The organism is Enterococcus sp. UD-01, assembly GCF_044909655.1.
In the GTDB taxonomy this organism is placed as follows: Bacteria; Bacillota; Bacilli; order Lactobacillales; family Enterococcaceae; genus Enterococcus_L.
In genome coordinates, this window is the sequence record NZ_JBIYEU010000001.1 from 1 (window position 1) to 16015 (window position 16015).

The 16015-nt window shown below is 37.7% G+C and carries 11 protein-coding genes, 12 tRNA genes and 1 rRNA gene; 23 read left to right on the forward strand and 1 reads right to left on the reverse strand.

What is annotated here, in order from left to right:
* From rrf to ABH902_RS00105, 21 genes are all read left to right on the forward strand, one after another.
* Positions 1–92 (forward strand): 5S ribosomal RNA (gene rrf, locus ABH902_RS00005); the annotation flags it as partial.
* A 7-nt stretch (positions 93–99) separates the two neighbouring features.
* Positions 100–173 (forward strand) — tRNA-Asn (locus ABH902_RS00010).
* Between the two features lie 45 nt (positions 174–218).
* Positions 219–307 (forward strand) — tRNA-Ser (locus tag ABH902_RS00015).
* Positions 308–320: 13 nt separating this feature from the next.
* A tRNA-Glu gene (locus tag ABH902_RS00020) sits at positions 321–392 on the forward strand.
* Between the two features lie 9 nt (positions 393–401).
* Positions 402–474, forward strand: a tRNA-Val gene (locus tag ABH902_RS00025).
* Positions 475–482: 8 nt separating this feature from the next.
* Positions 483–559: transfer RNA gene (locus tag ABH902_RS00030), tRNA-Asp, on the forward strand.
* A 24-nt stretch (positions 560–583) separates the two neighbouring features.
* Positions 584–656 (forward strand) — tRNA-Phe (locus ABH902_RS00035).
* Positions 657–660: 4 nt separating this feature from the next.
* Positions 661–741: transfer RNA gene (locus ABH902_RS00040), tRNA-Tyr, on the forward strand.
* Between the two features lie 2 nt (positions 742–743).
* Positions 744–817 (forward strand) — tRNA-Trp (locus ABH902_RS00045).
* A 30-nt stretch (positions 818–847) separates the two neighbouring features.
* Positions 848–920 (forward strand) — tRNA-His (locus tag ABH902_RS00050).
* Positions 921–935: 15 nt separating this feature from the next.
* A tRNA-Gln gene (locus ABH902_RS00055) sits at positions 936–1007 on the forward strand.
* Positions 1008–1038: 31 nt separating this feature from the next.
* Positions 1039–1109, forward strand: a tRNA-Cys gene (locus tag ABH902_RS00060).
* Between the two features lie 16 nt (positions 1110–1125).
* Positions 1126–1209, forward strand: a tRNA-Leu gene (locus tag ABH902_RS00065).
* Between the two features lie 438 nt (positions 1210–1647).
* Positions 1648–2607 carry an AAA family ATPase gene (locus ABH902_RS00070; protein WP_404588492.1) on the forward strand — a complete coding sequence of 320 codons (960 nt, stop codon included), beginning with the start codon at positions 1648–1650 and terminating at the stop codon, positions 2605–2607.
* Between the two features lie 3 nt (positions 2608–2610).
* Positions 2611–5106, forward strand: a complete 2496-nt coding sequence (locus ABH902_RS00075) for a S8 family peptidase (RefSeq protein WP_404588493.1) — start codon at positions 2611–2613, stop codon at positions 5104–5106.
* Between the two features lie 406 nt (positions 5107–5512).
* Positions 5513–6241 carry a hypothetical protein gene (locus ABH902_RS00080; protein ID WP_404588494.1) on the forward strand — a complete coding sequence of 243 codons (729 nt, stop codon included), beginning with the start codon at positions 5513–5515 and terminating at the stop codon, positions 6239–6241.
* 120 nt (positions 6242–6361) lie between these two features.
* Complete coding sequence (locus tag ABH902_RS00085; protein ID WP_404588495.1) at positions 6362–10423, forward strand: collagen binding domain-containing protein; 4062 nt, start codon at positions 6362–6364, stop codon at positions 10421–10423.
* Between the two features lie 168 nt (positions 10424–10591).
* Complete coding sequence (locus ABH902_RS00090) at positions 10592–10912, forward strand: hypothetical protein (RefSeq protein WP_404588496.1); 321 nt, start codon at positions 10592–10594, stop codon at positions 10910–10912.
* A gap of 15 nt (positions 10913–10927) precedes the next feature.
* Positions 10928–11335, forward strand: a complete 408-nt coding sequence (locus ABH902_RS00095) for a DUF961 family protein (RefSeq protein ID WP_404588497.1) — start codon at positions 10928–10930, stop codon at positions 11333–11335.
* Positions 11336–11344: 9 nt separating this feature from the next.
* Positions 11345–12772, forward strand: a complete 1428-nt coding sequence (locus tag ABH902_RS00100; protein ID WP_404588498.1) for an FtsK/SpoIIIE domain-containing protein — start codon at positions 11345–11347, stop codon at positions 12770–12772.
* Between the two features lie 13 nt (positions 12773–12785).
* Positions 12786–13469 carry a hypothetical protein gene (locus ABH902_RS00105; RefSeq protein ID WP_404588499.1) on the forward strand — a complete coding sequence of 228 codons (684 nt, stop codon included), beginning with the start codon at positions 12786–12788 and terminating at the stop codon, positions 13467–13469.
* Positions 13470–13567: 98 nt separating this feature from the next.
* On the opposite strand, the gene ABH902_RS00110 is transcribed toward ABH902_RS00105, so the two are convergent.
* Entirely contained in the window at positions 13568–13726 is a 159-nt protein-coding gene (locus ABH902_RS00110) for a winged helix-turn-helix transcriptional regulator (RefSeq protein ID WP_404588922.1), read from the reverse strand.
* A gap of 224 nt (positions 13727–13950) precedes the next feature.
* Here ABH902_RS00110 and ABH902_RS00115 point away from each other — a divergent pair, with 224 nt between their 5' ends.
* Complete coding sequence (locus tag ABH902_RS00115; RefSeq protein ID WP_404588500.1) at positions 13951–14775, forward strand: oxidoreductase; 825 nt, start codon at positions 13951–13953, stop codon at positions 14773–14775.
* Positions 14776–14787: 12 nt separating this feature from the next.
* Positions 14788–15759, forward strand: a complete 972-nt coding sequence (locus ABH902_RS00120) for a helix-turn-helix domain-containing protein (RefSeq protein WP_404588501.1) — start codon at positions 14788–14790, stop codon at positions 15757–15759.
* Positions 15760–16015: the final 256 nt, after the last annotated feature.

Sequence of the window (16015 nt, forward strand, 5' to 3'; positions counted from 1 at the left end):
ACACCTGTTCCCATGCCGAACACAGAAGTTAAGCTTCTTAGCGCCGATTGTAGTGAAGGGTTTCCCTTTGTGAGAGTAGGACGTCGCCGCGCTAAACATTCCGGCATAGCTCAGTTGGTAGTAGCGCATGACTGTTAATCATGATGTCGTAGGTTCGAGTCCTACTGCCGGAGTTCCTATTTATAGGTTATAGAGTAATTGGTGCTTCTTTTAACTCTGGAGAGTTGTCCGAGAGGCCGAAGGAGCATGATTGGAAATCATGTAGGCGGTAAACACTGTCTCAAGGGTTCGAATCCCTTACTCTCCGTTATTTTAATAATGGCCCGTTGGTCAAGCGGTTAAGACACCGCCCTTTCACGGCGGTAACACGGGTTCGATTCCCGTACGGGTCATAGTATTTTGGAGGTTTAGCTCAGCTGGGAGAGCACCTGCCTTACAAGCAGGGGGTCAGCGGTTCGATCCCGTTAACCTCCATGTTATTTGGTTCCGTAGTTCAGTTGGTTAGAATGCCTGCCTGTCACGCAGGAGGTCGCGGGTTCGAGTCCCGTCGGGACCGCCATTTAATTTTAAATTTTAGTTTTTCGGCGTGGTAGCTCAGTTGGTAGAGCAACGGATTGAAGCTCCGTGTGTCGGCAGTTCGATTCTGTCTCACGCCATTATGGAGGAATAGCGAAGTGGCTAAACGCGACGGACTGTAAATCCGTTCCTTAGGGTTCAGTGGTTCGAATCCACTTTCCTCCATTAGGGGCATAGTTTAAAGGTAGAACAGCGGTCTCCAAAACCGTTAGTGTGGGTTCAATTCCTGCTGCCCCTGCCATTATATTTTGTTACACAAGTTAAGATTACGGCGATCGTGGTGAAGTGGTTAACACACCAGATTGTGGCTCTGGCATTCGTGGGTTCGATTCCCATCGGTCGCCCTTTGTAATTTTAATTGGGGTATCGCCAAGCGGTAAGGCAACAGACTTTGACTCTGTCATGCGTTGGTTCGAATCCAGCTACCCCAGTTCTCTTTTTAGAGTTACTAAATTGTAATATGGCGGTATAGCCAAGTGGTAAGGCAGAGGTCTGCAAAACCTTCATCACCGGTTCAAATCCGGTTACCGCCTTGCAAAATTTAAACATGCCGGCGTGGCGGAATTGGCAGACGCGCTGGACTCAAAATCCAGTGCCCGCGAGGGCGTGCCGGTTCGACCCCGGCCGCCGGTATAGAAAAGACTGTTGAATCGTTGATTTGACAGTCTTTTTTTGCATTCTGGTGCGAAAATGGTGCGAATGTTAAATCTTGAATATTTTTTTAGAACAAAACTTAGTTATTTAATAATTAGTTGAGTGAAGTGAACAGTTATTAAATATGGTCAAGGTACTGAAATTTTTTAGTACCTTTTTTATTGGAATGAATTTGTGAAAGTAACTGATGATAATGTGTACTTAATCAACTTGCTCTGATATAGAGCATGTATCACTAGATAGTTATTGAATAATTTAGTGGAAGGGATTGATTGTAAGCTAGAGTAAGTTCCATGATTAATCAGAATCATTTAATTCAAGTTAAATGTTAAAATGTATAGATTGACTTTACCATCTATGGAGCATACAATTAGAATGGTACTTGTTATAAGTATGGCACATGGGAGGTGTTTTTTTATGGCTACAGCAGACCAAATAAAAAGTTTAATAAAAGCTCATCTAGATGGAAATGATGAAAAATTTAAAACTGTTGTATTACAAATAGCTGCATATGAAGCAAAGAAAAATCATGTGAATCTTGCTCAAGATTTAAAAAAGTTAATCGATAAGCCACGTGTTTCTAGAGCTGGTATTATACCAATAACACAAAGTAATCCCATGTTACAAATGTCTTTGCCAAATCAAAGGTTACATGACTTAATTGTTTCGGATGAGATTCATGATAGAATCTTAAGAATTATATCTGAATATAAAAATAGTAATAAGTTGAAACAATATGGCATGGACAACCGCAGAAAAATATTAATTGAAGGCCCTCCTGGAACAGGAAAGACGTTCACTGCATCTGTTATTGCTTCAGAACTAAATCTTCCGTTGTACTCTGTTCAAATTGATAAACTAGTTACAAAGTTCATGGGTGAAACGAGTACAAAATTGCGTCAGATATTTGAAGAGGTTGAGAACAATGTTGGAGTTTATTTCTTTGATGAGTTCGATGCAATTGGGGCAGACAGAAGTCTTGATAATGAAGTTGGTGAAATGAGGAGAATCTTGAATTCTTTTTTACAATTTATTGAACAAGATTCTTCTGACAGCATTATTATAGCTGCAACCAATAATCATCATTTATTAGATCAAGCCTTATTTAGAAGGTTTGATGATGTTTTACATTATCAAACTCCTTCTGAAAGTGAAATTAGGAAAATATATAAGTATAAATTATCTGTTTTTCAAAAAGGATTTAAACCGTCAGATGAATTGATAAGTAAGTCCCTTTCATTAAGTCAAGCAGAATTAATTCGTGTTTGTGAAGATTCTATTAAAAGTTCTATTTTAAATGATAGCATAATAACTCAATCAGAGTTACTCAATTTAATTAAAGAACGGATGGTTATTTATTCTGACAAGGAGGCGTAGCTTTTGACTGTTGATAAAAGAAATATTTTTTTACGTAATACTGAAACAGCTTTGGATTATTCAGGGCGCTCTATTCCAATAAAATCCAATTATCCAGTAAGAAAAGATGCTAATGCACATGCTAACTTTATCCAAAGTAAATTAAATGATAGCTATGAACGATCAAAAATTCAGAAGCAAGCAGCTGCAATAAGATATAAAAATGGCGTATATTTGGAATTTTCAGGTTCTCTTGGTCATGAATTGTCCGTAAAGAGTCTTGAAGATCGAAGACAGGGTATACGTCTTTTAAACGTGAAAGAAAATTTGGAAACAAAACAGGTGAAAGCAACTGTTTATGTACCAGATGGAAAAGAAGTTCATTTTTTAAAAAAAGTAAAAGCATATGGTACTGAGATATCTAAAAAGAGTGGAAATCCCAAACATAATGATTTAGTAAGTAGTATTGAAGATATTTCTCTAGCAATGCTTGATTCATTTTGGACTGGAAAAATAGATGATATGCCTGATGATGAAGAAAAATGGTGTGAAGTATGGATTAGATACGATGTAAAAAATACGAACTCAGCTCAAAATACACTTAATAAAGATTTAGCTATTAACAGCTTGATTCAATGTTGTGAAGAGCTAGGAATTGAAGTTAATGAGCGAATTCTAATTTTTCCAGAAAGAATCGTTAAACTAATTTTTGCTAAAAAATCACAACTCGTAAATTTAATTAATATTTGCGAATATATAGCGGAATTTCGGAGAGCTCCAGAACAAACAAGTTTTTTTGATGATTTATCAGGGGCAGATCAACAAGAGTGGATTGAAGAATTATTAACACGAACATATTTTACAGATCAAAACATAACAGTTTGCTTACTAGACACAGGTCTAAATTCAGAGCATCCACTTTTATTTCCGGCAATTGTCAGTCCCGCTTCAATTCAATCAGTTAATAGTGCTTGGAACTTTGATGATCACGATGGTCATGGAACAGAAATGGCTGGAGTCGCTCTGTATTATAATCTTAAGGAAAAAATGAGTGATAATCATCAAGTTACAATTAATCATAAAATAGAATCTGTAAAAATTTTACCTCCTAGGGGAGAAAATTCTCCAGAATTATATGGTGCTATTACTGAACAAGCAGTTTTTCTTTCGGAAATCACAAATCCTAAGGCAATCAGAACATTATGTATGGCTGTAACAGCACCCAATTATAATACTGATGATGGTAGTCCTACATCTTGGTCAGCAGCGATTGATAGTATAACATCTGGAGTGAATGGAGATGGAGAGAAACGTCTATTCTTCATTAGTGGTGGAAATGTACACCCGATAGAATTAAACAGCTCTCCTTATCCAGACGTTAACATTATTCATAGCGTAGAAAATCCAGGTCAATCATGGAATGCTATCACTGTAGGTGCATTTTCTAATGATGTTAGGATATCCTCTTCTGATTATAATGGTTGTGAAGCAATTGCAGATGTGGGAGAATTATCCCCGTATAGTTCTACATCTAAATTATGGAATGATAAATGGCCGATTAAACCAGAGATATTATTAGATGGTGGAAATATGGTAACTAATGGAGCTGATTTTTCAGAGTGTGAAGATTTATCACTTTTGACGACTAATAAAGATTTTTTGACTAAACCGTTAACTACTACTTGGGGAACAAGTTCAGCTACTGCACAAGCTTCATGGATGGCAAGTCAAATTTATAATGAGTATCCTGATATTTGGCCAGAAACTGTTCGAGCATTATTAGTACATTCTGCAAATTGGACTAGTAAAATGATTAATCAATTCCGATCTGATGATAAAAAGACAGTTGGAATAAAACAGTTATTACGTACATGTGGATACGGAATTCCTAATTTAGAAAAAGCAATTGAATGCGCTAATAATTCTGTAAATCTTGTCATTCAATCTGAATTACAGCCTTTTAAGTCTGGAAAGATGAATGATATGCATATTCATAAAATCCCTTGGCCTAAAGATGTTCTTCAATCATTGGGCGAAATCGATGCTAAACTTAAAGTGACATTATCATACTTTATCGAACCTGGACCAGGTGAGATTGGCTGGAAAGATAAATATCGTTATCCATCTTGTGGATTAAGATTTGATGTTATTAATAGTGATGAAACATTAGAAGATTTCAAAAAAAGAGTGAATGTTAAAATGCGAGGAGATGATAAAAAAGACAGTGGTGATGGTACTAAGAGAAATTGGTATTTGGGGCCTGGAAATAGAGATGTAGGATCAATTCATTCCGATTTCTGTGAAGATGTGGCGATAAATTTTTGTGATACTAATTATGTGGCTGTATATCCTGTAATTGGTTGGTGGAGAGAACGCGGTTACTTAGGAAAGTCCAATGAAAAAATAAGGTATTCACTAATAGTCTCAATAGAGACACCAAAGGTAGATACTGATCTTTATACATCCATCGTAACACAAATTGAAATTGAGCAATCTATTGAAGTATCTATTGAGACTTAATCTATATAGATACAAAATTATTCTTCAAATAAAAAGTAGGTGTATCTCAGTGAACACCTATTTTTTAATAAATCAAAGGAGAAAATAATGAATAAAAAAACGACAGGCAATCTCGCTAGTGAGTGTACTCACGGTGATGATTGCTTTTTTTATTATCCCAATAATGGCTCTTGCAGCTTCGATGAATTATGAAAAATTGGAGATTATGTTTCATCTTGGCATGTTGCTTCTCTAGGGGGCTTACACTGGACAAACAAAGTGACTATATTCCTTGGAATATATGGATTTGTTTTACTTTTTAGAAATCAAAGCTTAAGAAGGATAATTCGAATAAAGAGAATTATTAAGTGGACAAGGTATTAAAAAACAATAATCAGAGATTTAATCAAAATTGGGAGGTCACGCTATGAATTCATCAATCCTTTGGAACGAACTAAAATCAAGTGATGCATTTCTAGACTTGTCAAAAAAACTAGAAATAAAATATGATGTACCGCAAATTGGCTATTGTGGTTCTTGGCTCATTCGCGATAATTACAACAAGCCTTTTATTGCTGATGGTTTTACGAGTAAAGGCTATGATTTTCGTCAACTCAAAAAATTTGACGAAGCTGAAGTAAAAAAAGACCAGCGCGCGCTTCTCCACTTATACGAAGAGCTAATGGCAGAAGGTACAGCGATTATTGCTCAACTAACCGAACAACATCAAATGTCCACTATCTGGAATAGTGAGTTGTCTCTGGAGGAAAATAATGAACGCTTGGAAAAAACTGGATTTGCTAGCTATGATCGTTCCTTTGTAAGATCCATTCGGGTTCGGAAAAACACTTATTTCAGTGTTTGTTATGGCAATCTAAAAGCCAATCAAAAACCTTATTTTTCAACCTCTGCTTTTCAATTTAACAGACTGCGTACTGATTACGAGATGGCTGGTCAAGCGCAAAATGATCTATTAATGGCAGATAGTACTGCCTTTCATTTCTTTACTAAGTGGGATAAATTCCATACTTGTTGTTTGACCATTTCGGAATATGAAGAGATGCGTCGAGAGTTAAAGGAATTAGAAAGAAGATACGAAACGCTTTCTACTAGTAATTTTGATACACTTGCTAGATTTGAACGTCAAAGACGTTGAAGAATCTTTCAGTCTCCCGCTTTTAACAACTAAAAATAAACTATGCACAGAAAACAACTGCTCTTGTGAAAGAAACAAGTGCTTTTTTTTATGCCTAAAAATAAAGAAAAGAGGAAAACAATGAAGAAGAACCCTGTGTTAACTGCCAAAGTCATTCAAGTCATCCTGTTGCTTACTCTGTTCATGCAAACGATGGTGACACCTGTCACGGTACTCGCCACAACAAGTAATGCAACAGAAAATACCATGCAAGAAACAACCGCATCAGAAGAACAAAGAACATCAGCTAGCGAAACATTGAAAGAAACTACCTCAGTTGAACCTGAACATACGACTACTGAGCATTCAGAGACCGCTAGTTCGACTGAAAATGCCAAAGCCAATGATAGCCCTAATACGGAAACTCACTCTGTAGAAGAGTTGTTAGCTCGTGAGAATCCTTATAGTGCTGCTGGGCTTTCGAATGATGAAATTATTGCCCTTGGACAAGCACTGTTTAGAGAACAAGTCAAAGCTGATCCTAAAATGACGGTCTCCATTCCGAATGACCAAGGAGAAGTGATTCAAATTCCTTTTCTCTCTGCTCGTGCTATCGCAACCTCAGAAAACAAGTATACGGATATTCAATACTCGCATGTCTATCAAGGCTGGACAGTCAATTCTTATATTGTGGAATACAAAGTAGATGGTAAAACTGCTTTTTGCGTCGATCCTACACGAACGATGTATGATGGCGAATACACCCCATCAACGAATTATCCATTTTCAAATGATGTTTTGACAAAAGCCAATTGGATTGGTTCTTTGTATTCAACTGTTGGAACAGATAAATACACCTATGCGACCGCGCAATTGATGATTTGGGAACAATTAGGCGCTCAAAATGTGCAGGTAAATTTTGGTAGCTATGCATCAATTAAAGCAAAAATTAACGCTGCGATTGCTTCGTATCAAAAAGTCCCAAGCTTTGCTGGCAACACCCTAAAATTGACAGTGGGTCAGTCCTTGAAACTAACAGATACAAATGCTGTTATGACACAATTTAGTAAGAATCAAGCCAATACTGCGAATGTACCCTACTCTGTCAATGGAGATGTTCTGACATTAACACCGACTGTATCTAGTAAAAATGGGACTTTGACCTTTGAAAAGATTCAGACTTTGTCTACACCGCTGGTCTACTACAAAGACAATGCGCAAACATTGGCTGTGTTCTCTTTAAAGGACACACTAAACTTCTCACTGAATGTGCAGGTCGAAAAGAATGGAAAAGGTCGTGTCATCAAAAAAAGTGATGAAACAGATCAACCTTTATCGGGTGCCGTTTATCAAGTAACCAATAATAAGGATAGCGCCATTGAAACGCTCACGACCAAAGCAGATGGTCGTATTGAGACAAAAAACTATGAACATGGCACCCTATTAACGATTCGTGAAATCACAGCACCAACTAACCATGTCCTTTCTAGTCAAATACAAACCATTCAAATTGAAGCTGGAAAAACCAAAGAAGTGACGTTCCATAATAAACGACAAGTTGGAAAAGTGACATTAGTAAAAAAGGATACAGAAACTGGTGATATCGCTCAAGGGCAAGCTAGTCTAGAAAATGCTGTATATGGACTCTATCAAGCAGACGGTACAAAAATGAAAGAAGTAACCTTAAAAAATGTGAATGGCACCGTTCAAGCCTCTATTGAGAACCTACAAATTGAAAAAGACTATTATTTCAAAGAAATCACTCCTCCAACTGGCTACAACCTATCAAAAGAAAAAATTCCCTTTCGGATTGCTTATGCTGGGCAAGAATTGGAAGTAGCAGCGATCACTGAAACAGCTACAGATACCGTGATTAAGGGGAATGTAGATTTACTTAAATTTGCCAATTACGATTGGAAAACACAAGCTTGGCAGACACTTTTCGGTAAAACCACCGAGGAAATCAAAAAGGGTTTAGCAAATGTAGAATTTACCATTTATGAAAATTGGGGAACGCATAAAAAAGTCGCAACCATTCAAACCGATGCTCAAGGTTATGCTTACAAACAAGGTCTCCCTTACGGAAAATACTATATGGAAGAAACCAAAACCCCTGTAGGCTATAAGACAGCAAGTCGGATTGACTTTGAAATCAAAGAAGAGAACCAAAGCTTTCATTACAGCATTGAAAATAAAGTGCAGGAAGCAAAAGTAAAAATTGTCAAAGTAGACGCGGACACAGGAAAAGAAATTGTCCGTTCAAATGCTGGTTATACCTTTACCTCTGTTACAACTGGACAAGCGTATTACGAGCTGGACGACAAAGGAAACAAGGTAACGACCTTTTATACTAATGATGAAGGCTATTTAATGATGGCTCATCAATTTGCTTTTGGTGAATACCTTGCGACAGAAGTTCAAGCTCCTACTGGTTATGTCCTAGCAAAAGAACCCATCAAATTCAGGGTAACTGGTGAAGAAAAGGATGGTACAGTTGTCATTCGACATAAGAATACAGAACAATTAGGGGAACTCGTGCTTACTAAAACCGTAGAAACTGGTACTCAAATCGTGGAAAAAGAAAGCGAGTATGGGAACTATCAAGCCATTCAATTTACACAAGAGAAAGCAGCTGGTATCAAATTTAAGGTTCGTGCAACAAAAGACAACGCGACCGCAGACAACACCATACGCATTCACAAAGGTGAATTTGTTCAATATCAAGGAAGTGATTTAGTACTGACAACAGATGAAAATGGACAGGCGAAAAGTCCCGTCATTTTGACCATTGGCGACTATGAATTAGTGGAAATTGAAGCACCAGCAGGGATTGTTTTAGCAGAAGAACCGATACCATTCTCTATTGATTATGCGGGACAATCAAAGACAATCACTTCTACAAGTGTCTTGGCTGAAAATGACCTACAAGAAATCTCCATCTATGGACACAAGCAACAAGAAGTCATTACGGATTGGCAAGATGGCACCGCTACGATTGAATTGGAAGCTGCCAATGATGGTCAAGTATTTGCTTTGAAGCTACGCAATGAATTGAAAACAAATGATGTTTCGCTTAATGGCGGTAGTACATTAGGGTACGCGGTTGTTAAAGAGGGTGTGATTGCTTTTGAACACCTCAAACTGCCAGCGGTTCAAGCAGATTATTATTTAGAAGAAATAGATGCTGGGGCAAACTATCAACTTCCTGAACAGCCAAACAATCAGTACAGTTTCACCTATACCCCAGCAACAAATGACAAGGGTCATGAGATTCATGTTTGGCGTGATAGCTTTGCGGAAAACAAACAAGCCTACACTCGCGTTGTCCGTCAGCCAATTATCAATGAACTGGCACGAGCAAATGTAAAACTACTAAAAGTCGATCAATTGACTCAAAAACCATTAGAAAATGTGGTTTTCAAGCTCATTCGACTAGATGGAGAGAAAAAAACGGTTATTCGAACCGATGCTACGAATAAAAACGGTGAAATCTCTATTTCCAACCTGCCAACAGGTGAGTATCAATTTGTAGAAACGCGTCCCCTTGCACTCTATAACGCCACTACTGAACCCCTTCCATTTAAAGTGAATGCTGAAAATAATGGAACAACAATCGAGCTGGTTGCGACAAATGAAAAACGCCTCCCTCAAATGGGCACAACATTAGCAACGATTGATGGGAAAACAGAGAACATTGATTTTACCAAAGACCAAGTCTTACGTGATGAAGTCAGCCATACAGATTATGAGAAAGGAACCTATGTCCGCGAGACTGAGATTTGGGAAGTCGTTGAGAAAGAGGGCAAAACGAACAAAGTTGGTGAACAACCTATAGCGACAGTTTCGACTACAATCAACATTGATGACAACACTGGCACTACACAAATTGAAGTACCAATTCCAGCCAATACCTTAAAAGAAAATACCACCTATGAATGTATTGAACGCGATTACCAAGCCGATGAACAAGGGAAGAAAAAAGAAGACCAACCTTATGCCTCACATGGGGAAAAACAGTTAGGAAATCACGAACAACAAGTCACAACGATGAAAGCAAACACGGTTAAAAACACCTCTCGTCTGCCTCAAACAGGAGAATACGCTAATGGTTGGCTGCTGATACTAGGCGTGCTGCTTCTTGTGATTGTCATTGTGTGGTTGATCAAAGGCAGAGAAAATCAGGAACAACCAAAGGAACAATAAATAATCCTTTATAGACTTTTATTCTTGATTAGCGGAGGTGAATCATGAGCATTCCCATTCGAAGTCCCACAAAAATCTGCGTGACGTTATCTATCTAAAAATCAAACAGGAAGAAGGCGTGCGGAATCAACTCCAGCACGCTTTTTATTAGAAAGAAGGAAACTATTCATGGCAAACCGTATTAACAGTATCACGTTAAAAGATCATCAGCTTGGAAACAAAATCAAAGCCACCGTCAAAGAAGAACGAGAAGTGTATGTTATGGGCAATCGTGTCCCTTGTCGTATTTTTATTGCGTCTTCTTCCTTGCATCCAGATTTTGAAATTATTGTGCCTAGTTTGCGCAATTCCCCACGCTTTGATGGACGTAAAGAAGTCGAATTACGCAATGTGACACTCGTTCCTAGTGCCAAACGGAATAATATTGGCACCGCTACTCGTTCGTTGGAACTACAAGTATTTGCACAACAGCTTGTTGTATTGGATTAAAGGAGGAAAAACAATATGAGTTTAAAATTTGAAGACAATTTAGTAAAAGATTTTGATGTACAGAAAACATTTGGGAAATTATTCTATTTGAGTAATCAAGCGATCTACGAGACTGATTCTGAGGGCGTACGAACCGAACTAATTCGTGAACAACGCGTGACGGTCTATTCGGAGGCAAAAGAAGACCAAATTGATATTGCTTTACCTCCACAAACAGATTTTTCCCCTTTTGACTATGATGATTTAATTGAACTAACAGGAGAAGTGACTGCCTTAGCTTGGTTGTCTTCCTACAAGGGCTATAATGACAGTGTCCAATCTGAACAAGCCTTTAAGATTCGCGCGGAAGGTATCAAGAAAGTAGCTGTTCCTACTCAACATTCAGCTTCAAAAGAAAAACAGTCACAAGCCACGCAAAAATAGGAGGGTGCTATGCAATCACTGATTCACTATCGCGGCATTCGGATTCGCCCTTATCACCGGAATGTCTATTTACGCTACCTCTTATTCTTATGGACACCCTTTTTAATGGCTGCTGGTGTGTATGGTTACTTTGTTCTCTACCCACTCCTTCAAGTTATGCAAGAAAGACAGGCTTTCGATTATCAGGCTCTTGTCTTCCCAGTTACAGGTCTGTTGCTTATTTTATTCTTTTCTTTACTAGGCTTAATCATTATTCGAAGAAGCTCTTTTCTGAAAGGGGGCTTCTTTTTTCGTGTCTATCAACGGCAAATGCTGGCGCGGATGTTAGAAAGTAATGGGCTTTACGAAAAGAAAGAGCGAAAAAACAACGAACGGACAACCGAGAAAATGTTGTTCCCCAAAGTCTATTATCGCAATACAAAGGAAATACTGTATTTAACCGTTCCTACAGATGGGATGAAATGGCATGATCGCTTTCAAAAAATTGCGAAAACTTTTGAAGAAATGTACCTTGCCGATTTTATTGATGAACAAAAAGAAATGGGATTGACCACCTATGCACTAATGGTCGATGTAAGAAGTAAACGGATTGGGATTGAGGATTGTGTGGTCACCAATGGACAAGTGAAGTTAATGGAGGGGGTTGTTTGGGATTATGCCGAAGTCCCGCATATGTTAATCGTTGGCGGCACCGGAGGCGGAAAAACGTACCTGATTCTAACCTTAATTCAAGCATTGGTAAAAGTTGGCACCGTTGATATTTGTGATCCAAAAGAGGCTGATTTAAAGGATTTAGAAAATATTCCTCTCTTTCATCGACATGTTTTTTATGGGACAAAATGGATTACTCGTTGCTTGAAAAATGCCGTCGATGAAATGAATCGCCGCTATGTCTATATGAAGCTGCTTCCTAACTACACTACAGGGAAAAACTTTGCCTTTTATGATATCCCACCTTACTTCGTGATTGTGGATGAGTGGGCAGCGTTTTTCACTACTTTAAATTACAAAGAACAGGATGAAATTCTAGGCTATGTAAAACAGCTTGTTTTAAAGGCTCGTCAAGCTGGCGTGTTCTTAATTCTTGCCACACAGCGTCCGGATGCAGAGAATTTTGGCGGTGGTGTTCGGGATAATATTCTGTTTCGTATCAGTGTTGGAAAACTTCAAGAACAAGGCTATTATATGTCCTTTGGGGATGAACACAAGGGCAAAGCTTTTATTAATAAACCCATTAAAGGACGCGGCTATGTGGATGACGGTTCCGCCGTTCCAAGAGAATTTTATGCCCCTTTCGTTCCTAAAAATTATGATTTTTTAGAAGTGTTTAAAAAGATGGATGCTATGAAGCTATTGGATACAAGAGAAGTTGATCCTACACAAGAAGAAATTGAAGGTGCACACCATTCTTTTGGCTTAGATGAATTGGAAGAATAGAAGGGAGCTCACCATGATAAAAATTATTGAACAAGTGGCTAAAAAAGCGGAGGGGATTGGATTTGAAGCAGAAATCCTTTCCCCTCACGCCATTAAAGCCTTTCCTAAAAATAAAGAGCAGAAACAAGCCTTTTATCAAGAAGTCCGAAAAATCCGTGAAGAACATCCCAAATATCCCATTGAAATCAGCTACGACTATTCTCAAATGGAGATATTGTCCAACGCGCAACGGAAAGAGGAAATCCGAAAAATTGGCGAATTAGTCAAAAAATTTGGTGGTTTTATTGAAGTTGAACAGAAGCATATTGTCCATTGTTACTTGAAGACAGAAAGTCAAGCCGAAGTCATTCGTAAGAATAAATACAAATGGTATGATATGAGTTTCTGGCTAGATGATGAAGAACGGCAACGATCGCCATTATTTATAAACGTAGCCGTACTTTACAGTGATAATAAGGCGCTCTCCGTCAAGGATCGCCAAAAATTATTTCATCAGCTAGAGAAAATCGTTCAACCTTATCATGCAGATTTGGAATTTGTTTCTCGCTCAGAAATCATCATTTACACCAATACAGACAAGCAAAAAGAAATTCTTCAAGGTATGATGAAAAAGTACAGTCAATTACGAGTTCATACCAATGAAGAACAAATTGAAACGCTGAACATCCAAGTCATTTTAAAGAATGTTGCTCATTAAATAAATGAAACTATCAAGAATCGCAGGGTCAACTCTATCCCTTTTTCGTTACCAAAACAGTTCAAAGTTGAACTATTTAAAGAAATGACTTGATAGTCTTATTCAGACAAATTAATGGTTTGTGAATATTTTGTTCCCCATTCACACAAAGCCTGCAAAACAGGAGAGAGTTTCTGTCCGACTTCTGTTAAAGAGTATTCTACTTTGGTCGGTATCTCTGGGTATATTTTTCTTTGAATAACTTTGTTATCTCCCAGTTCGTAATTACTCGTAAGCGCAAAATGGTTTCCTGAATATCAAAAATAAAGTTCAATATTTAGTCAATTTCTGTTGGCTATTTTCACTAGTTATATTAATAAATGATTGAAAACATAGTGAAAATATTGGCGCGAATGGATATAATATAGGCACGAAGTATCATTACAATAACCTCCTGTGTTCAGTACAATAAATATATCCAAACACAAAGGAGAGAGTTTACATGAAAGTTGTTTTAATCACAGGAGCAAGTAGTGGAATAGGATATTCTACGGCAGAGTTGTTAGCAAAGAATGGGTATAAGGTATACGCAGGTGCTAGACGTGTTGAAAAGATGGAACCCTTAAAAGCATTTGGTGTTATACCAGTATATCTTGATGTAACAGATGAAGGAGCAGCAAAAAGCGTGGTTGAAACAATCATTAAAACAGAAAAACGCATTGATGTACTTTTTAACAATGCTGGGTATGGATCATATGGTCCGATTGAAAATGTTACTCTTGATGAAGCACAAAAACAGTTAGATGTGAATGTACTAAGTGTTGCTAGAATGTCCCAGTTGGTTTTGCCATATATGAGAGCGCAAAATGAAGGTAGAATCATTGTTACTTCGTCCGTAGGTGGAAAAGTGACAAGTTACCTTGGTGGATGGTATCATGTCTCAAAATTTGCGGTAGAAGCTTTAAGTAATTCAATTCGTATGGATGTAGCAGATTTTGGTATTCAGGTGTCCATCATTGAACCTAGTGGCGTACTGACTGAATGGGGGGCAATCGCAGCTGATCATCTAGAAGAATCAGGAAAAGATACAGTTTATCAAAAAGTCACAAAGCAAGTGGCTGATTATTATCGTCAGATGTATAAGAAGAAATCGTCTTTAGTCAATGATCCTAAAAACATTGCGTTAATAGTCAAAAAAGCTATTGAAGCTAAAAAACCAAAAATTCGTTATCAAGATACTTTCCCAGCTAAAATGTCGGTATTGATGTCCAGACTTGCACCAGACAGATTTTTAGACAAAATCATGAAAAATACAGTCGTAAAGTAATGAGGGATTTATATGAAATTAGTCATCTCCAAACAGTTTCAAGCATTTATCCAAGGAATCGGTCTTTCCTTGGATAGTGTTTTACAGCGTGCAGAAATTCCTAATCTCCTTTGGAAAGAAGAACTTGTCCTTTCACCTACTGATTATTTAAATTTCTTATTTGAGTTAGATTGTGAATTAACAGATGAACAGATTTTAGCATTCAGTGATATTGGAAACATCAATACGTTCATGCCTCCTTTTTTTGTCGCACTTTGTGCTGGAAATGCACTTGAAGGATTCCGTAGATTCGCTAAGTACAAAAAGCTTATATGCCCCTTAGTAATTGATGTTGAGGTAGATGAAGTGAAAGAAGAAGTCAATCTTTATTTAGACTTTGATATTCCAAATTCAACTATGCCTCGCTTTACCTTACTTAATGAACAGTTGGTATTAATCAGTTTACTTCGTACTGGAACGGGAGCGCCTATTACACCAATACGTGTAGCTAGTCCGCATCCATATAGCGAAAAGCTCCAGCAATATATCGGTGTGCCAACTGAAATGTCAAAGACCAATGTCGTAACGTTTCGATTGCAGGATACACTTTTGCCTTTTGTGACTCAGAATAATATTATGTGGGATTACCTGAAACCAGAGTTAAAACGTCGTCTTGAAGATCTTTCTGCTGAAAACTCTTTTTTGAATCTTGTAGAAAAAACATTGTTTTCTGCGATTCCTAGCGATTCATTTTCTCGAGAGGAAGTAGCCATTTCACTAGGCGTTAGCGTCCGAACATTGCAACGAAAGTTAAAAAGTCAAAATGTAACTTTTATGCAGTTGGTTCAAAAAGTTCAACAATTGCTTGCTATCAGTTATCTCCAAGTTGAGGAATTATCATTAGAAGAGGTAGCAAGTTTAGTTGGATATAAGGAACAAGCTTCTTTTTCAAGAGCTTTTAAACGATGGACAGGTGAAACCATTACACAGTTCAAATCGAAATAGTCTGTAATCTTGTCTTTTGAACCTTTTAGGATGTTGACCAATGAAATACAATCCTTTGACTCTAGAAGAATGTGTAAAAGTTGAAGCACATCTTGATAAAGGACTATCACAGGCTAAGATAAGCCTGATAATTAGCCAACTATCTCTAGGGAATCCAAACGAGATGTCAAATAACACGTCAATCTCAGTTACTGGCAACGAGTGCGAAGAGTATTGCTTGAAAGCGTAAATGTATCTGTGGCTCGAAAACAGAAGC